Here is a 17961-nt window from a genome sequence, read left to right as displayed (position 1 = left end):
CGAATGATAATCATTTTCATTTAAGTGATAAAAGCTCAAATATTCGATATCGAGGTTCTTCATGAAGAAACGTTACTTAATTATAGCGGTTATACTTCTATCATTCGTTTCGCTGTTTGTTGGCGCAAGCCGAATCACACCAGCGGACCTATTAGACTGGCGCTCAGAAGAAACAGAGATTTTCTTAATTAGTCGAGTTCCACGATTAGTCGCGATACTGCTTGCAGGTGCCGGAATGAGTATTGCCGGTTTAATCATGCAACAACTTAGCCGAAATAAATTCGTTTCCCCAACTACGGCAGGCACATTAGACGCGACCAAGCTTGGAATCTTAGTATCTATGTTGATATTTACTAACGCAACACTACTTGAAAAAATGGCGGTCTCATTCACATTTGCCTTACTTGGTACATTCTTGTTCATGCAAATCCTTGACCGTATTAAATTTAAAGATGCGATATTCATTCCGCTTGTTGGATTGATGTTCGGTAGCATCTTATCTTCCATTACCACATTCTTTGCATTTAAAGCTAACGTGATTCAGAACATGTCTGCTTGGCTTCAAGGAGACTTTTCCATGATCATGAAAGGCCGTTATGAGCTTTTATACATCAGTATTCCTGTGTTAATCATTACATATTTATATGCGAATCGATTTACAGTGGCGGGAATGGGAGAAGATTTTGCCAAGAACTTAGGACTAGCTTACAAGAGTATAGTCAATATTGGATTAGTCCTAGTCGCATTGATTACGACAACTGTAGTATTGACAGTGGGACTGATTCCTTTCTTAGGATTAATCATCCCGAACATCGTCTCCATCTTTAAAGGAGATCATCTACAAAAGACGTTGCCACATACCGCATTACTAGGCGCGGTTTTCCTTCTTATCTGTGACATTCTGGGCAGGGTTATTATATTCCCGTATGAGATCTCGATTAGTTTAATGGTCGGTGTCATCGGAAGCGCAATCTTCCTGTTCTTGTTGTTTAGGGGGAAAGCTTATGCGTAACAGAACGAAGTTACTAATTTTACTAGCATTTTCATTGGTGTTTTGTGGATTATATTTATTCCATGACTTGAACGGTAGTTATGACTATGCGCTTCCTAGAAGAGCCATTAAAGTAGTCGCGATGGTTTTGACAGGTGTCGCCGTGGCATATTCCACCGTCATTTTTCAGACGATTACGCATAACCGTATCCTGACACCGAGTATTATGGGATTGGATTCATTGTATATCCTGTTGCAAACCGTCCTAATATTCTTTTTCGGATCGACATCATTCGTACTGATTAATCAGCAATTCAACTTCATGCTATCGGTTGGAGCGATGGTATTGTTCGCTTTGCTGCTCTATCACTTTTTATTTGGCAGAGGAAACCGTCCAATCTACTTCTTGTTGTTGGTCGGTATTATAGTCGGTACATTCTTTGGAAGTATTTCTACATTCCTGCAAGTGATGATTGACCCGAATGAATTCTTGCGCGTGCAAGATAAGATGTTTGCGAGTTTTAACAATATTAATGGGGATCTCGTCTGGTGGGCATTTGCCATACTGGTCATCACGCTGATTATCGGTTGGCGCTATATCAATGAGCTTGATGTCTTATCATTGGGTCGCGATACAGCGATAAACCTCGGTGTGCCGTATCAGAAAGTCGTCAAACTGATGCTGATCCTGTCCGCCGTGTTAATTGCGGTATCCACGGCACTCGTAGGACCGATTACATTCTTCGGATTAATCGTCGCCAATTTGTCGTATCAATTCTTTAAAACATTTAAGCATTCAATCTTAATCATGGGTGCTGCGTTGATGAGTATCATTGCATTAGTCGGCGGTCAGTGGATCGTCGAACGCATCTTCTCTTTCTCGACCACACTGAGTGTGATCATTAACTTTGTCGGTGGCATGTACTTTATTTACTTATTATTAAAGGAGAGTCGATCCTCATGATTCAAGTTCGTGAGCTAACGAAATTTTATGGCAAAAAAGCAGTCGTCGAAAAGGTCAGTGTAAATATACATCGTGGAAAAATCACATCATTCATTGGACCAAACGGGGCTGGTAAATCTACTCTTCTTTCAATGGTAAGTCGATTAATGGATGCCGACACGGGCGAAGTATTGCTTGATAAACATAAAGTAAAAGAAATGAAATCCAATGACTTTGCTAAGCGCGTTGCGATATTAAAGCAATCCAACTTCATGAACGTTAAGTTGACAATCCGTGAACTCGTCGCATTCGGCCGTTTCCCGCACTGTAAGGGCCGTTTGCAAGATGAAGATGAGCGGATGGTTGATCAGGCGCTTGAATATATGGGCTTGATCGACATGCAAGAAGCTTATTTGGATGAATTATCCGGTGGACAGCGTCAACGAGCTTTCATTGCGATGACGATTGCACAAGATACGGATTATATTTTACTGGATGAGCCGCTAAATAACTTGGATATGAAACATTCTGTACAGATTATGAAAATCTTGCGTCAGCTTGTTGATGATTTAGGAAAAACAGTGGTTATCGTCTTGCATGACATTAACTTTGCGTCCGTCTATTCAGACCGTATCGTTGCATTAAAGAATGGTAAAGTCGTCAAGGACGGTTTAACCAACGATATTATTACATCAGAGTCATTGCGTGAGATCTATGATATGGAGATTCCGATTCAACAAATGAAGAATTGCCGTATTTGCGTCTACTTTAACTCGTAAAATCAAATTGAAAAGTGAGGACTATAATTCAGATGAAAAAACTTACACTCTCCCTATTTGCACTAATCTTAATGCTTGCACTAGCTGCTTGTGGCGGTGCAAAAGAAGAAGAAAAACCTGCAGACAACGCAACACCTGAAGATAAGCCAGCTGAAGAAAGTACGGAAGTAACAATTGAACATGAACTTGGCGAAACAACACTTGAGAAAAACCCTGAAAAAGTTGTAGTATTCGACTTTGGAACTTTGGATACATTAGATGAGCTTGGAGTAGAGGTAGCAGGTCTTCCACAATCAAACGTACCTGGTTACCTATCTAAGTATGAAGATGAAAAGTATGAAAACCTTGGTAGTTTGAAAGAGCCTGACTTTGAAGCAATCAATGAAATGAAGCCTGATGTAATTCTGATCTCTGCTCGTCAAGCAGATTTGTATGACCAGTTGTCTGAAATCGCACCAACTATCTACTTGGGCGTTGATACATCTAACTATATGGAATCTTTCAAAGAGAACATGGGTAAAATTGCTACAATCTTCGATAAAGAAGATGAAATGAATACTGAATTAGCAAATGTAGATGCAAGCATCGAAGAAATCAAAGCTAAAACTGAAGGAATCGACAGCAAAGCATTGATCGTCTTGGCAACTGAAGGAAAAGTAAGTGCATACGGTCCAAGCTCACGTTTCGGACTAGTTCACGACGTATTCGGTTTTGAACCGGCTGATGACAAAATTGAAGTTTCTACACATGGACAAAATATTACGTTTGAATATATCTTAGAAACAAACCCAGATATTCTTTTCGTGATCGACCGCGACGCAGCAATTGGTAACGGTGCAACAGCAAAAGATTCGGTTGAAAATGACCTAGTGAAGAAAACAAATGCATTCAAGAACGAAAAAATGGTTTATTTGAATGGTGAATACTGGTACCTATCTGGTGGCGGACTTCAATCAATCAAAGAAATGATCAAAGAAGTAGAAGCTGGACTATAAGAATGAAGGTAAACCCGGGAGACTTAGTCTTCCGGGTTTTTTCATTTTTGTGTTGGTAAATAGATGTAGCGTGCTCAATGAACTGGCTTGAACGCTCTATCGGACTCCGTGAGTGCTCTATTGGGATTCTCAAGCGCTCATAGCGACGCTGCGAGTGCTCTATCGGTCTTCGCAACCGCTCTATAGGCCCACATAAATGCTCATAGCCCCAATTTCAACCTCAACCCCAACCCCAATCCCAATCCCATCCCACCAAGCAGCACCTCAAAAACACTAGTCAAATACATAGGCAAAGTGTTATAATGACACATGTAAAGACACCTAAAGATTACATAATGGAAAGGTAGAAGACAGGTGAAGAAGAAAGAGATTTCAAGGAATAAATTATTAGGCATCGCGGGTACGGGATGGATGTTCGATGCGATGGATGTCGGAATTTTATCCTTCATCATTGCTGCGCTCGCTGTTGAATGGAATCTAACTTCAACAGAGATGGGATGGATCGGCAGTGTGAACTCTATCGGTATGGCCATCGGAGCATTTGGCTTCGGTTTATTAGCCGATCGGATTGGACGAAAACATGTATTCATGCTGACGTTGGTGTTGTTTTCCGTAGCGAGTGGCTTATCCGCACTGACGACGACTCTGTGGGCATTCTTGGCATTGCGTTTCTTAGTCGGAGCAGGATTGGGTGGGGAACTCCCAGTCGCATCGACGCTTGTGTCAGAAAGTGTTTCGGCAAAAGAGCGTGGGCGGGTAGTCGTTCTGTTGGAAAGTTTTTGGGCGGCTGGTTGGCTTATTGCTGCGTTGATCGCATATTTTGTAATTCCTGCATTCGGTTGGCGTGTCGCATTGATCATCACGGCTTTGCCTGCTTTCTATGCAATTTATCTACGCCGAAATTTACCGGATTCCAAAAAGTTTGAAGAAGAAGGTAAAACGACAGAAACGACAGGTCATAAACTTAAACAATTACTTGCTCCGGCATTCAGGAGACGAACGATTATGTTGTGGATCGTTTGGTTTGCTGTTGTCTTCTCATATTACGGTATGTTCCTGTGGTTACCGAGTGTCATGGTGATCAAAGGTTTCAGTCTGATCAAAAGCTTTGGCTATGTATTACTCATGACATTGGCACAGCTTCCTGGTTATTTCAGTGCCGCATGGCTAATCGAGCGCATGGGACGTAAATTTGTTCTGGCTACTTATTTATTTGGAACGGCAATCAGTGCGCTTGCTTTCGGTAATGCGGAGACATTGACTACATTGATGCTAGCTGGTGCATTTCTATCCTTCTTCAACCTAGGAGCGTGGGGAGCACTCTATGCTTATTCTCCGGAACAATATCCTACAGCTATTCGAGCTACGGGGTCTGGAGTCGCTGCTGCTATTGGGCGCGTGGGAGGCATTTTCGGACCGCTTCTTGTAGGCTCGTTGTTAGCAGCAGGCTATGGGTTCGGAATCATCTTTGGCATTTTTTGTGCAGCTATTATGGTAGGAGTGCTAGCTGTGATATTCCTTGGAACAGAAACGAAACAAACCGAATTGACATAGTATAAAGTAAGCCGTTTCCATTTAACATAAATGGGAGCGGCTTTTTCAATGGCTAACATTTTTGATTCTACGCAGAAACCTTTATAATTACAGAAAGGAGTGGATACGATGTTTCGCATACCAGATGAAATGGTGCGTATAGCTTTAGAACGTAGCGAAGGATTTCCGGTAGAAGGCTTTGTCCGTGGAGAAGGTCCGAAATCACCTACACTCTTATTGATCGGAGAGGCGCCAGGGGAACATGAAGCGATACATGGTGTTCCGTTCGTTGGACGTGCAGGTGATGAGCTGATGAAGTCACTTTCATCCATTGGTTTAACGCGTGAAGATGTTTATATGACTAGTTCATTCCGAAGTAGACCTTATAAATGGGGGACGAAGAAAGAACGAGATGGAACGTTAACGGAACGTAAATATAATCGTCCACCGACACAAAAAGAGCAACTGGCCCATGCGCTTGTACTTGATTTTGAAGTAGCAAATCTTCAACCTAAGCTCATTGTGACACTTGGTAATATTGGTTTACAGCGATTGCTTGGAAAACATGCGAAGGTCACAGCCTTGCATGGACAAGTTCTTACGCAACCTGTTCAATATTTGGCGGCATTAGAAGATAAACAATATAGTTTAACGGATGAATCCTACACGATATTACCGACATTCCATCCAGCATCCGTATTTTATCGCCCATCTCTTAGACCCGAACTTGAAGCCGATTGGCAGCGTATCGGTGAGTATCTTCAAGGGCTTACGCAACATCCATTTGAATAAGGTAGAAAAGAGGGTACATCATGAGTGCTCAAGCAAAACCAAAAGGATCCATTAAAAACTTTATGAGTTTAGTTAAAATGTTACATTGGCCAATAGCCGTGACGGTCTTCGCATTGATACTTTCTCTAGTTGAAACAGCTGCAGGACTGGCTGTACCGTTAATTACTAAAGATTTAGTGGACTCTTTCACAAGTGAATTACTAAATTGGAAAACGGGTATCTTCTTGCTCGTCTTATTTGTAGTGCAAGCAATTGCCGGTGGATTTTCCTACTACATGCTTGCCTACATAGGTGAGACGGTAGTTGCGGACTTGCGCAATCAATTATGGCAAAAGGTACTCCGGTTGCCTGTACCGTACTTTGATCAAAATGAAACGGGAGAAACGATGAGCCGCATCACACAAGATACCACTGTATTAAAATCCCTTGTCTCGGAGCATCTGGTATCGTTCATTTCGGGTATGATCTCCATTATCGGAGCGGTCATTATTCTATTGGTACTGGATTGGAAAATGACAGTTATTATGTTAGTCAGTATACCCATCAGTATGGCGATTCTGTATCCGCTTGGGCGGTTAATGCATAAAGTTGCAAAAGCAACACAAGCTGAAATGGCGAAGTTTTCCGGGCATCTCGGACGTGTGCTTGGAGATATACGTTTAGTGAAAGCGTATCGCGCAGAACCTGCTGAAGGTGAAAAGGGAAAAATCGCCATTCAGTCTTTGTTTCGATATGGGTTGAAAGAAGCGAAAATCCAAGCAGTAATTTCGCCTATTATGATGTTGACTATGATGGGTATCCTAGTAGTGATTCTTGGATACGGTGGAGCCCAAGTCGCAAAAGGCGCATTATCGGCCGGAACGCTCGTCGCAATTATATTCTTGTTATTTCAGATTATCGTACCATTTGCACAAATGGCTCAGTTTTTCACTTCATTCCAAAAAGCAGTAGGTGCAACGGAGCGAATTCAAGGGATTTTGCGAATGGATTCAGAGTCTGCAGAAGGTAACAGTATAACGAAAGCAGAAGAAGCCATTACGTTTTCAAATGTTCATTTTTCATATGAAGAGGGAAAGAACGTAGTGAACGGAATTTCATTCAAAGCTGAGCCAGGCACTGTAACGGCATTTGTCGGACCAAGTGGTGGCGGGAAGACGACGATCTTTTCACTGGTAGAAAGATTTTATCAACCTACATCTGGGGAAATACGAGTTGGAGAAAATCCGATCGATACTATTCCTTTATCTGATTGGCGAAAGCGCATAGGCTACGTCTCACAAGAAAGCCCGTTACTCAGCGGAACCATTCTCGACAATATTGCATATGGTCTTGAAGAAAGACCACCTATTGAACAAGTTATTGAAGCTGCAAAAGCTGCCAATGCTTATACTTTCATAAAAGATATGCCTGATCAATTCGATACGATGGTAGGGGAGCGTGGCATGAAGCTCTCTGGGGGGCAGCGCCAGAGAATTGCGATTGCACGTGCGTTACTGCATAATCCTAAGATTTTATTATTGGATGAAGCGACATCAAATTTAGATAGTGGTTCGGAAACGCATGTTCAAGAAGCGCTACGTCATTTAATGTACGGTAGGACGACTCTCATTATTGCGCATCGGTTAGCAACGGTGCTGCATGCAGATCAACTATTATTTTTAGAGAATGGCCAGATCACCGGTAGAGGAAATCACACAGAACTATTAAATACACATGATCTCTATCGTGAATTCGCAACAGGACAAGGCTTGGCATAAGAAGTGAAAGGAGAAGATAGTATGTATGAACCGATAGATCCATCGTTCTTTGATGCTCCTGTCTTAGAGCTTGCTCGCAATTTAGTCGGCCAATATATTGTCCATGAACAACCCGAAGGACTATCAGTAGTCAGGATTGTGGAAACAGAAGCGTATCATGGGGCCGAAGACCGTGCTGCACATAGTTACGGTAACCGTAGAACGAAACGTACGGAAGTGATGTTCGGAGAGCCGGGATCCGTCTATACATATCAGATGCACACCCATGTACTGATGAATGTCGTGAGCGCACAAGAAGGTACACCTCATGCGGTCTTATTACGTGCGGGTGAGCCGATAGAGGGAGTAAGTCATATGCAGGCAAGGCGCGGCATACACATTAAGAAAGTGACGGATCTTACGAATGGGCCAGGCAAGCTTTCCAAGGCGCTTGGAGTGACGATGTCATACTATGGGCATCATTGGACGCAAAAGCCTCTCTATATCGCAGAGGGCTTACCTCAAGGCGAGATAGAAGCCGGGCCACGAGTAGGGATTGGGAATACAGGAGAAGCTGTACATTATCCTTGGCGTTTTTACGAAAAAGACAATCCGTTCGTCTCGAAATATAGAAAATAGGCTAACGAACATTTTAGATGTATCTAGCTACAGAGAAGAATAGGGGAAATCATGAAGAAATTATTAAAAATGGGCAGTGCTTTTATTGGAATCGTTGTAGGAGCAGGATTTGCTTCTGGCAATGAAATCATGACGTATTTTACGAGCTTCGGCTATTTAGGCATGATTGGCGCAGTAATTTGTACGGCCCTGTTCGCGTATTTAGGAATGACATTAACGCGTCTTGGAAGTAGAATGCAGACACCATCGCATAAAGACGTAATCTACAAAATCAGCGGACGTTATCTAGGCGTCATCGTGGATGGCATTATTATCTTCACGCTATTTGGCGTTGGAGTGGTGATGCTTGCAGGTGCAGGCGCCAATTTACACCAGCAATTCGGCTTGCCGACGTATGTAGGTAGTTTACTAATGATAGTATTAGTGTTCTTGACGGTATTATTAAACGTAGATAAGGTAGTTGCGATAATCGGCAGTGTCACGCCGTTTTTAATTATTGCGGTAGTCGCTGTATCTGTTTATAGTATCGTCACGATGGATACAACGTTCGCTGTTCTTGACCCTATTGCAAAAGCCTTGCCCACAACATTGCCTAACTGGTTTATATCTGCAATTAATTATGTATCGTTTAATATTGCGCTAGGTGCACCGATGGCGATTGTCATGGGGAGTGCGGAGAAAAATGAAAAAACAGCAGCATGGGGAGGATTTGCAGGTGGCTTGGGATTGGGTATTTTAATTCTGTTAAGTCACTTGGCGATCTTCTCGCAAGTAGAGAGCGTAGCAGGGGCAGAATTGCCGATGCTTGCGGTTATTAATAATATTTCACCGATCTTTGCTATTTTCATGGCATGTATTTTGTACGGCATGATATTCAATACAGCAGTTAGCATGTTCTATGCATTTGGTGCTCGGTTCATCAAAAGTGGCACGCTAAAGTTTAAAGTGTTTGTAGCATTATCACTAGTAATTGGCTATGTACTTAGCTTCTTTGGATTTACTAAATTGGTCAGTACGCTATATCCAGTTGTTGGCTATTTGGGTTTGTTTTTAGTAGCAGCACTCATCATGGCTTCATTCCGTATGCCGAATAAAATATAAAAAATACCCTCGTGAATTGATTCACGAGGGTATTTTGTGCTTATACTGATTGTAATTGAAGTGCTACAGCTGGACCGAAGAACTCGAAGTGGATTTTCTCTTCTGGTACACCCATTGCATAAAGCTGCTGAAGAACGAACTCCATGAAGCCAGTAGGTCCACATACATAGACATCACTGCCTGCAATGACGTTTTCTTCAAGGAACTTACGAGTGAACATGCCGTCTCCCTCTTCTGAATAAAGAGCTTTGTACGTAGAGTTTGGCAATTTTGCATTTAATTGCTCTAGTTTATTCGCAAATGCTTGTTGGCTGCGTGTACGTGCAGAATGCAAGAATGCTACTTCACGTTCAGGAGACAAGTCTGCAATCGTTGAATACATAGCTTTCATAGGTGTAATACCTACACCGCCACTGATTAATGTAACAGGTGCTGTACCTGTTGGATCCAAGAAGAAATCACCTGCTGGTGCACTGACTTCAACAATGTCGCCAACGCTTGCATTTTCATGCAAGTAGCAAGATACTACGCCGTTTGGTGATAATGTATCTTCACGTTTAACCGAGATACGGAAAGTCTCATCATTTGATTTTTGAGACAAACTATATTGACGGTTAACAATGTTTTTCGCGCCTGGGATTTCCATGCGGATTGTAATGTATTGTCCTGGTAAATAGTATGGTAGTTTTTTACCGTCAACAGGCTTTAAGTAAAATGAAGTAATGACATCACTTTCTTCTACTTTGTCGACGATTTCGAAGTCTTTAAATAATTCCCATCCACCGTCAGCTTTTTTTGTATTCTCGTACATATCTTTTTCTACACCGATGAATGCGCCAGCGATTACACCGTAAGCGGCTTCCCATGCATCCATAATTTCAGGAGTCGCTGCATCGCCAAGTACTTCTTTAATGGCTTTTAATAGATACTCTCCGACAATTGGATAATGTTCCGGCAAGATTCCAAGTGATACGTGCTTGTGAGCGATTTGTACAACAACCGGTAGAATTGCTTCTAGGTTATCGATATGTTGCGCTGCTGCGTATACTGTGTTTGCAAGAGCTGTCTGCTGACGTCCTTGAGACTGATTAGCATGGTTGAATATATCTAGTAATTCGGGATGAGCCACAAACATATTTTTGTAAAACGCTGTAGTAATAGCTGTTCCGTGTTCCTCTAGTACTGGTACTGTGGATTTGATAACGTCGATAGTTTTTTGATCTAACATTTATAATGCACAACCTCTCCGTATTTGATATCTCTATCATAAATCATTTATGTTTTAAAAGCTATATGTTAAATACATGTTTAAAAAGAAAATGTGAAGGTTGTCACATTCTATTCAAAAAGTAGCCACGCTTCCACTTATAACCACCAGCGTAAATCGATGATTTTCCAATCGGAAATGCTATAATGAAGGGAGAGCAGAAAGTGGTGATATTATGCGTTTGACAATGTATACAGATTATTCGCTGCGTGTTCTGATTTTTTTAGCTACTAAGAAACCGGGTGAATTATCCACTGTTCAAGAAATATCGGATGCTTATCAGATCTCAAAAAATCACCTCACCAAAATAGTCCATGAATTAGGGAAGCTGGAACTGATCGAAACTATTCGCGGTCGTGGTGGCGGAATCCGTCTCAGTGTAGAACCGATTAGTATCAATGTAGGAGAATTAGTTCGTAAAACAGAAGACGACTTTCATTTAGTCGAATGTTTTGATCCAAATAAAAACATGTGCGTGTTGTCTCAGGCCTGCCAGTTGCGGGGTGTGTTATATGAAGCACTCCAAGCTTATTTTGCCGTACTCGACCGTTATACGATTGCAGACTTCCTTCATAATAAAGATGAAATACAATCTTTACTATTTCCCACTAGTCAATCAGAATTAGTGTGATAGAATATAGTTAGTAAACATAGTGAAATAGGAGGAATTAAAAAATGTCAAAAGTTTTGGTTATTGGACATAAAAACCCGGATACGGATTCTATCGCATCTGCGATTACGTATGCATATCTCAAACAACAAATTGGTGTGGATGCGGAAGCTGTACGTCTAGGGAATATCACGAAAGAAACAGCATACGCTCTTGAAACTTTCGGCTTTGAAGCCCCACGTCTAATTGAAAAAGCGGCAACTGAAACATCCCAAGTCATCTTAGTCGACCACAATGAAAAGCAGCAAAGTGTGGATGACTTGGATGATGTACAAGTGTTGGAAGTGATCGACCATCACCGTATTGCGAACTTCCAGACAAATGATCCGCTATATTACCGTGCGGAACCAGTAGGCTGTACAGCAACGATTTTGAATAAATTATTCAAAGAACATGGCGTTGAAATACCGAAAAATATTGCTGGTTTAATGCTATCCGCAATCGTGTCGGATTCATTGCTGTTCAAATCACCAACGTTCACACCGCAAGACCAGGCAGCAGCTGAAGAGCTTGCCGCTATTGCAGAAGTAGATGCGGCTGTGTATGGTTTAGACATGTTAAAAGCAGGGGCGGACTTGAGTTCAGTGCCTGTAAGAGAATTGGCTAACTTAGATGCGAAAGAATTTATTTTCGGCGATGTGAAAATGGAAATCGCACAAGTAAACGCAGTGGACTTGCAAGATATCCTTGGGCGCCAAGATGAACTAGAAGTTGTATTAAATGAAGTGATCGAACAAAAGGGATTGGATTTATTCCTATTTGTTGTGACTGACATCATTAATAGTGACTCGGTTATCATTGCGCTTGGAAAAGAAGCGGAACGTGCAGGATCTGCGTTTAATGTAGATTTCAATAATAATTCTGCATTGTTGAGAGGAATCGTTTCACGCAAGAAACAAATTGTTCCTGTATTGACTGAAGCACTTTCATAATTAGTAAACTGTCACAGAGAATCGGTAAAACGATTTCTGTGACAGTTTTTTTATCCTAAATCGAGAGGCTGGGTGGCTGGCCCTTCTAATACGGTTCCATCTGCACGGAACCGGGAACCGTGACAAGGACAGTCCCATGTTTGATCTCCTTTATTCCAGCGAGTGCGGCAACCCATATGCGTACAGATTGGAGAGTCGGTTCGAGCGATATGTCCACCGGCAAATTCTTTTACTGTACGGCCACCTAATAATAAAGCGCGATTGAATAATGAACCAAAATCTGTTCTGCCTGGAGAAAACAATTCACTTGCGGCATTCGATCGTCCGACAATTGCATCCGAGATGATTTCTGCACACGCCAAAGAGTTGGATAGTCCCCATTTCCGATAGCCCGTACTAATATAAACGTCTGGAGAAGAAGTTGAAATGGCTCCTGCATAAGGTACTAAATCAGGTGTAGACGGATCCTGTGCCGACCATTTGTAGACAATATCAGGATGTCCCAAAGTCGTTTTTATATCCTCGGTCAAGCTATCATAATGTAACTGTGTTTCTTTTTCTGAACCGGCAGGATGTGATTGCGCACATAGCAATAAATAGGATTGATCATCAATCGTAGCGGTTCGTATGGAGCGTTTCGGCTCGTCCACTGATATATATTGATGGTCAAATGGTGTTTCGGTCTTTGCCGCAGCGATATAGGATCGCTCCACATCCAGTTTGAGAATTTGCATCCCTTCTAGAGCTTCAATAGGATAATGAGAGCAGATGACAAGCTGACGGTAACCGACTATTTTAGATGAAGAGAGCTTGACGAAATGACGATCGGTATCTAAAGCAGCGACTTGTGCATGTTCAAATATTCGTGCGCCTTCTTTCACAGCAAGTTGCGCTAATTGTTGCCCGAAACGAACGGGATGTATTTGTGCTTCGTCTTCGACTAGTAATGTATGAGCAGTTTCAAATGGCAAGTAGGATGCGCTTCCTGCAAGAACAAATGGAATTCCGATCGCTTCGTAAGCCTTTTTTTCCGCAAGTAATCGTTCTGTACCCTCAGCCGATTGAGAATAAAGTGCTGAATGGGCAACTTGCAATTGGTCCGCTTCAGAAATGGATCGTGCGAAATCAAGAGCTTGTTCATTTACATTGAAATATTGTTTAGCACTATCTACATCAAACTGTTCAATCATATCCGCATACACCAAATCGTGTTGGGCGGTTAATTTACCTGTAGAATTTCCTGTTGCACCGTGCAGCAAGCTGTTCTTCTCTAGCAACACCACATCTTTTCCTTGTTTAGCTAAAAAGTAAGCATTCGCTATTCCACTTAAACCACCTCCGATGATCAACACTTCACATGTTAAATCATCTTCTACTGTTGGATAACTAGACTTCGGATAAGCAGTAGCAAGCCATAATGATTCATTCATTTGGACACCTCATTCTATAAATTTACATAACGTAAGCATTAACATTGTTGCCAACTTTACTTGAATCTAAAATAGAAGATAGAAAGGTGGGGCAAAAAAATGAAAATTGAAGTATGGTCAGATTATGTTTGTCCATTTTGCTATATTGGTAAAAGACGTTTGGAACATGCCTTGAAACAGTCTGGACTTGACGAAAAAGCGGAGGTCATATTCAAGGCGTATCAATTGGATCCAAGTACACCAATTGATTCTGGCCAATCATTATTGGATGGATTAGCTATTAAATTTAATGTTAGTAAACAAGAAGCAGAAAATATGATGAAGAATATCGAAGAGCAAGCAAAAACAGTGGATCTTCAGTATCAAGTGGATAAAATGAAAACATCCAATACATTTGATGCACATCGCCTTGCGAAATTCGCAGAAAAACACGGACTCGAGAAGGAAGTAACAGAGCAGCTAATGCATAGTTACTTCGTGGAAGGGGAGAGCATCGATACGGAGCAAGTACTCGTAGCGATCGCGACGGAAGCTGGATTGGATGCAGAGAAAACCAAGGCGATGCTTCATAGTAATGACTTCTCTAACGAAGTGAAACGCGATATTGACGAAGCGCAGGAAGTTGGAGTTAAAGGCGTACCGTTCTTTGTTATTAATAGGAAGTATGCTATAAGCGGTGCACAGCCCACAGAAGCATTTGTCGAAGCGTTAGAAAAGATTGCGGAAGAAGAAGGCATTACGAAACCAACGTTACAAGTACTAGGCACTGATAACGGCGGTCAATGTGACGACGATTCTTGTGATATCTAACCTTCTTGGAAGACAGAAGAGCTAAAAGGGTATAGTTTACACTCTTGGTGGACGCATTTCATTTACGATTAACTAGCACCTTGTCCTAAGGCAGTGAATCCACACTATAATGAAAGAAAAGCTTGAAGATATACTCAGAAAAACTCTCGAGTTGTCTTCAAGCTTTTAAGGCAGTGACCTATTCAGGTTGCTGCTGTTTTATATTTTCTTCATCTTTAGAAACTACAATCGTCATTCGAATATCAATTACATCGCCGACCATGACACCACCAGCTTCGATTGCGCGATTCCACATTAAACCGAAGTCTTTTCTTTTGATTTCACCCTCGACAAGATAAGTGGCGCCGAATATGGTGACTTCTTTGGGAGTGATACAGAATACTGCTCGCTTCGTGGTGTTTTTAACAGTGAGATCGCCCGACATTTGATACTTGCCGTCTATGTCGTTATAAATGGAGCGAGAAGTGAAAGTCATTTGTGGAAAGATTTGTGCATCAAAAAAGTCTTCCGAGCATAAATGTAGATCACGGTCTCTATTCTTGGTCTGGATGGAAGGGACAATTACTTGAAAACTAATCTTGCTCTTTGTTAGATCTGCTATATTCCCTTGTAATTCACCTGAAAACTCTTCAAACGTTCCCGTTACAGTGGATACCATCATATGTGGAACTGAAAAGCCGACAGCGGACGCTATGCGATCTACTTTCCATCTATTCACTTTCACTCCTCCTTATGGATATTTAGTTAGCTAAACTGTAATTGAAATAACATCAAAAGTCAAAATGAAATACCTTGTCAAAAAGGCCGATTGCAAGCATACTAATAGATGGATAAGATTGTTTCCGTAAAATTGGAGACACGTATACTGAAAGGACTTGATGTAGGTGTCAAAACATCGATGGTTTGAAGAACTTCAAAAGAAAATACAAAGCGGTTGGTTGTTACTTGATGAACCACTAAACAAATATACGAAAACACGCCTAGGCGGTAAAGCGGATGTCGTTGCCGCGCCTGGCACAATAGAAGAAGTGCAAGCGGTTGTTAGCTATGCTTACGATCACAATATACCGATTTTATTGCTGGGGAACGGTTCGAATATGGTCGTTCGTGATGGCGGTGTACGAGGAATTGTCATGTATATGGCGAACTTTAATCATATAAAGATTGAAGGTAATAGAATGATAGCGGAAGCTGGTGCTGACATAATTGAAGCCTCTAGAGAAGCAGCAAAAGCCTGCTTAACGGGTCTTGAGTTTGCATGTGGAATACCAGGGTCAATCGGTGGTGCCATGGCAATGAACGCAGGTGCATATGGTGGGGAAATCAAAGACATCATTCTTCAAGCAACTGTAATGGATAGCACAGGAAAGATTTTTGTGCTTTCAAAAGACGAGTTGGAACTAGGGTATCGTAAAAGTATCATTACTACAGAAGGCTATTATGTTCTATCAGCAGAATTCGCACTAGCTCAAGGTGAGCAAGACGATATCGATTCTGCGGTGGCGGACTTAACGTTCCAGCGTGAGTCGAAGCAACCTCTCGAATATCCTTCAGCGGGTAGTGTGTTTAAACGACCACCGGGCTACTTCGCCGGAAAGTTGATCCAGGATAGTGGATTGCAAGGTAAAGGGTTTGGTGGAGCGGAAGTGTCTACTAAGCATGCGGGATTCATCGTGAACAAGAAGGATGCTACGGCGTCAGATTATATTCGTACGATTGAGATGGTGAAAGCGGAAGTGAAGAAGAATTTCGGGATTGATCTAGAGATGGAAGTGAAGATCGTCGGGGAAGAGCTTCCGGAATAATAAGAGGTGCACGTGCTGTCCAAAATGTCAGGGCTTTAATGACTTATTTGGACAGCTTTTTTACGTTTGGAATTGGTAGGAAAAGTGCTGCGGATAGGCTGGCGATGTGATAGCGTAGGGGGTTTGCGCTTCGGAGCGGACGCGGTGAATTACCCCCTGGTGCAAAGATGTGCTCCTAACGCTACGTTTTTACTCTCAAAAGCCGTCCTTCGCTACGGCTCTCGCTCCAATCCCTTGCAGTGTGAGTAGATAATATTTTTCGTTGTACATTGAAGTTAGGCTTGTAATCGATATTATACTTCAATACTTGAACTTAAATAAGTTAAGACAAAACAATAATTCAAACACTTCTTACAGTGAGTAATCTAAGTAACCACACTATCAACGTAGGATGGAAGCGGAAGTTGGGGGCGAAGTGCAAAGATGTGCTCCTAACGCTGCGCTTTTACTCGCAAAAGCCGTTCTTCGTTACGGCTCTTCCCGCAGGATCAGCTCGAAAGGAGAGACAACCAAAAGGGAGCCTGCGACCTGGTTGGCTCGCCGAGAGCCCATGGGAAAGCGTCCCCCAACTGGAGCTTCCATCCCGAACCACTCACAAACTCACTCACTTCTATAGAACCCCATTCCAAGACCTTTGCATTTGACTCTAACCCTACACAAAAAAGAGATGCCCCATCCTGGGACATCTCAAGTGATATTAATTCTGTATCTTGCACTGGATCTTGCTTGAGTCGATCACCTGGTCATCTTCTATCTGTACCTGGCAGATCTTATTATTCTGCATGAACTTAAAAAGACCGTTATTGAAATCCGTACCGATCTCCTTAAAGAAAATTCCCTCGTACTGCGCATGTTTCGAAAGCGTGAAGTTTATGCGGAAGTTATCGCCATCTGGAACCAGATAGGCACGTACTCCCTTTTCAAACGTCCCTTCCGTCTCAACCTTAATCGCACGATCAACCGACACGACATGAAAGTCCACAAATGGAATTTCTCTCAACAGAACGTTCATGAATGAACCTTTTGTGATTTCTTCCCAGCGACTTTGTGCAGTCTGTCCGATAATAATCTGTGTAATACCGTACTGGTGAGCCACTTCTTTGATGACTTTTGCAGTAGGGCGCTTCTCATCATCGCGAATAATGAACGCTTCTACATCCAACTCTTCCGCAAGTTCTTTCCAACGGTCTACATACTCTGACTTCTCCACATCGAAATCATCTAGTGGAGCAGGGTCGACGGTCAGGATATAGAGTGGACAGTCCATGATTGCAGCAATTTTATATCCTCTGTTAATGAGACGTTCACCATTTGGACCGTAATACACACAAACGAGAATGCTCTCGTCCATACGGCTTTTCATTTTGCCCATAATGACTCTTCACCTCTTTGAATTCTATAAACTACGTGTATTCGGTTCACATATTAGGGGAATGCTTTCCGCTGCAATTCCGCCAGAGAACCTCATCCCAGAGACGGGATTACGAACTTGGCCTTACAGTATGCTGACCGCGCTTCCTATGCGGTTTTTGATAAAG

At 42.1% G+C, this 17961-nt stretch carries 17 protein-coding genes; 13 read left to right on the top strand and 4 right to left on the bottom strand.

The genetic code is table 11. From position 1 onward, the window contains the following. Positions 1 to 61 precede the first annotated feature (61 nt). The 9 genes from SporoP32a_RS07900 to SporoP32a_RS07860 all read left to right on the top strand — a co-directional run bounded on the left by SporoP32a_RS07900 (position 62) and on the right by SporoP32a_RS07860 (position 9509). The gene (locus tag SporoP32a_RS07900) at positions 62 to 1012 is read left to right on the top strand and encodes an ABC transporter permease (protein WP_085427401.1); all 951 of its coding nucleotides are present in this window, start codon (positions 62 to 64) and stop codon (positions 1010 to 1012) included. Then, positions 1005 to 1955, top strand: coding sequence for an iron chelate uptake ABC transporter family permease subunit (locus SporoP32a_RS07895; RefSeq protein WP_085427400.1), 951 nt, complete (start codon positions 1005 to 1007; stop codon positions 1953 to 1955). Before SporoP32a_RS07900 ends, SporoP32a_RS07895 begins: the two co-directional genes overlap by 8 nt. Beyond that, entirely contained in the window at positions 1952 to 2713 is a 762-nt protein-coding gene (locus tag SporoP32a_RS07890) for an iron ABC transporter ATP-binding protein (RefSeq protein ID WP_085427399.1), read from the top strand. Before SporoP32a_RS07895 ends, SporoP32a_RS07890 begins: the two co-directional genes overlap by 4 nt. A 32-nt stretch (positions 2714 to 2745) precedes the next feature. Beyond that, complete coding sequence (locus SporoP32a_RS07885) at positions 2746 to 3708, top strand: siderophore ABC transporter substrate-binding protein (RefSeq protein WP_085427398.1); 963 nt, start codon at positions 2746 to 2748, stop codon at positions 3706 to 3708. Between the two features lie 411 nt (positions 3709 to 4119). Next, positions 4120 to 5262, top strand: a complete 1143-nt coding sequence (locus SporoP32a_RS07880) for an MFS transporter (RefSeq protein WP_198166268.1) — start codon at positions 4120 to 4122, stop codon at positions 5260 to 5262. 108 nt (positions 5263 to 5370) lie between these two features. Continuing rightward, on the top strand, positions 5371 to 6033 hold the full coding sequence (locus SporoP32a_RS07875; RefSeq protein ID WP_085427396.1) for a uracil-DNA glycosylase: 663 nt from the start codon (positions 5371 to 5373) through the stop codon (positions 6031 to 6033). A 20-nt stretch (positions 6034 to 6053) separates the two neighbouring features. Then, positions 6054 to 7790, top strand: a complete 1737-nt coding sequence (locus tag SporoP32a_RS07870) for an ABC transporter ATP-binding protein (protein WP_085427395.1) — start codon at positions 6054 to 6056, stop codon at positions 7788 to 7790. A 21-nt stretch (positions 7791 to 7811) separates the two neighbouring features. Then, positions 7812 to 8408, top strand: a complete 597-nt coding sequence (locus tag SporoP32a_RS07865; RefSeq protein WP_085427394.1) for a DNA-3-methyladenine glycosylase — start codon at positions 7812 to 7814, stop codon at positions 8406 to 8408. 51 nt (positions 8409 to 8459) lie between these two features. Then, entirely contained in the window at positions 8460 to 9509 is a 1050-nt protein-coding gene (locus SporoP32a_RS07860) for a YkvI family membrane protein (RefSeq protein ID WP_085427393.1), read from the top strand. Positions 9510 to 9549: 40 nt separating this feature from the next. Here the strand turns inward: SporoP32a_RS07860 and hmpA are convergent, their stop codons facing one another. Further along, a complete protein-coding gene (gene hmpA, locus SporoP32a_RS07855) occupies positions 9550 to 10737 on the bottom strand; it encodes an NO-inducible flavohemoprotein (protein ID WP_085427392.1) in 1188 nt (395 codons plus the stop codon). A gap of 214 nt (positions 10738 to 10951) precedes the next feature. On the opposite strand from hmpA, the gene SporoP32a_RS07850 reads away from it, so the two are divergent. After that, on the top strand, positions 10952 to 11407 hold the full coding sequence (locus SporoP32a_RS07850) for an RrF2 family transcriptional regulator (protein WP_085427391.1): 456 nt from the start codon (positions 10952 to 10954) through the stop codon (positions 11405 to 11407). Positions 11408 to 11451: 44 nt separating this feature from the next. Next, the gene (locus SporoP32a_RS07845; protein WP_085427390.1) at positions 11452 to 12378 is read left to right on the top strand and encodes a manganese-dependent inorganic pyrophosphatase; all 927 of its coding nucleotides are present in this window, start codon (positions 11452 to 11454) and stop codon (positions 12376 to 12378) included. A gap of 50 nt (positions 12379 to 12428) precedes the next feature. On the opposite strand, the gene SporoP32a_RS07840 is transcribed toward SporoP32a_RS07845, so the two are convergent. Next, complete coding sequence (locus SporoP32a_RS07840; protein WP_085427389.1) at positions 12429 to 13808, bottom strand: FAD-dependent oxidoreductase; 1380 nt, start codon at positions 13806 to 13808, stop codon at positions 12429 to 12431. A gap of 99 nt (positions 13809 to 13907) precedes the next feature. Here SporoP32a_RS07840 and SporoP32a_RS07835 point away from each other — a divergent pair, with 99 nt between their 5' ends. Continuing rightward, on the top strand, positions 13908 to 14618 hold the full coding sequence (locus SporoP32a_RS07835) for a DsbA family oxidoreductase (RefSeq protein ID WP_085427388.1): 711 nt from the start codon (positions 13908 to 13910) through the stop codon (positions 14616 to 14618). 178 nt (positions 14619 to 14796) lie between these two features. Here SporoP32a_RS07835 and SporoP32a_RS07830 read toward each other — a convergent pair whose 3' ends face one another. Next, positions 14797 to 15336 (bottom strand): YceI family protein, encoded by a 540-nt coding sequence (locus SporoP32a_RS07830; RefSeq protein WP_158232614.1) that lies wholly within the window; start codon positions 15334 to 15336, stop codon positions 14797 to 14799. Positions 15337 to 15502: 166 nt separating this feature from the next. On the opposite strand from SporoP32a_RS07830, the gene murB reads away from it, so the two are divergent. Next, on the top strand, positions 15503 to 16423 hold the full coding sequence (gene murB / locus SporoP32a_RS07825; RefSeq protein ID WP_085427386.1) for a UDP-N-acetylmuramate dehydrogenase: 921 nt from the start codon (positions 15503 to 15505) through the stop codon (positions 16421 to 16423). Positions 16424 to 17120: 697 nt separating this feature from the next. Here murB and SporoP32a_RS07815 read toward each other — a convergent pair. Further along, positions 17121 to 17795: an adenine nucleotide alpha hydrolase family protein gene (locus tag SporoP32a_RS07815; protein ID WP_085427384.1), complete on the bottom strand. Its 675-nt coding sequence runs from the start codon at positions 17793 to 17795 to the stop codon at positions 17121 to 17123. Between the last annotated feature and the right edge of the window lie 166 nt (positions 17796 to 17961).

The sequence above is a fragment of the Sporosarcina ureae genome (assembly GCF_002109325.1).
Classification (GTDB): Bacteria; Bacillota; Bacilli; order Bacillales_A; family Planococcaceae; genus Sporosarcina; species Sporosarcina ureae_C.
The sequence above is the reverse complement of the archived record's forward strand: the minus strand, read 5'-3'. Positions and strand labels throughout refer to the sequence as shown.

Bases quoted from the DNA above. Each gene is read 5' to 3' on its own strand.
- SporoP32a_RS07895 (WP_085427400.1), top strand. From the start codon at position 1,005: ATGCGTAACAGAACGAAGTTACTAATTTTACTAGCATTTTCATTGGTG.
- SporoP32a_RS07875 (WP_085427396.1), top strand. From the start codon at position 5,371: ATGTTTCGCATACCAGATGAAATGGTGCGTATAGCTTTAGAACGTAGC.
- SporoP32a_RS07865 (WP_085427394.1), top strand. From the start codon at position 7,812: ATGTATGAACCGATAGATCCATCGTTCTTTGATGCTCCTGTCTTAGAG.
- SporoP32a_RS07885 (WP_085427398.1), top strand. From the start codon at position 2,746: ATGAAAAAACTTACACTCTCCCTATTTGCACTAATCTTAATGCTTGCA.
- SporoP32a_RS07835 (WP_085427388.1), top strand. From the start codon at position 13,908: ATGAAAATTGAAGTATGGTCAGATTATGTTTGTCCATTTTGCTATATT.
- hmpA (WP_085427392.1), bottom strand. From the start codon at position 10,737: ATGTTAGATCAAAAAACTATCGACGTTATCAAATCCACAGTACCAGTA.
- SporoP32a_RS07840 (WP_085427389.1), bottom strand. From the start codon at position 13,808: ATGAATGAATCATTATGGCTTGCTACTGCTTATCCGAAGTCTAGTTAT.
- SporoP32a_RS07880 (WP_198166268.1), top strand. From the start codon at position 4,120: ATGTTCGATGCGATGGATGTCGGAATTTTATCCTTCATCATTGCTGCG.
- SporoP32a_RS07890 (WP_085427399.1), top strand. From the start codon at position 1,952: ATGATTCAAGTTCGTGAGCTAACGAAATTTTATGGCAAAAAAGCAGTC.
- SporoP32a_RS07870 (WP_085427395.1), top strand. From the start codon at position 6,054: ATGAGTGCTCAAGCAAAACCAAAAGGATCCATTAAAAACTTTATGAGT.
- SporoP32a_RS07860 (WP_085427393.1), top strand. From the start codon at position 8,460: ATGAAGAAATTATTAAAAATGGGCAGTGCTTTTATTGGAATCGTTGTA.
- SporoP32a_RS07845 (WP_085427390.1), top strand. From the start codon at position 11,452: ATGTCAAAAGTTTTGGTTATTGGACATAAAAACCCGGATACGGATTCT.
- SporoP32a_RS07900 (WP_085427401.1), top strand. From the start codon at position 62: ATGAAGAAACGTTACTTAATTATAGCGGTTATACTTCTATCATTCGTT.
- SporoP32a_RS07850 (WP_085427391.1), top strand. From the start codon at position 10,952: ATGCGTTTGACAATGTATACAGATTATTCGCTGCGTGTTCTGATTTTT.
- SporoP32a_RS07815 (WP_085427384.1), bottom strand. From the start codon at position 17,795: ATGGGCAAAATGAAAAGCCGTATGGACGAGAGCATTCTCGTTTGTGTG.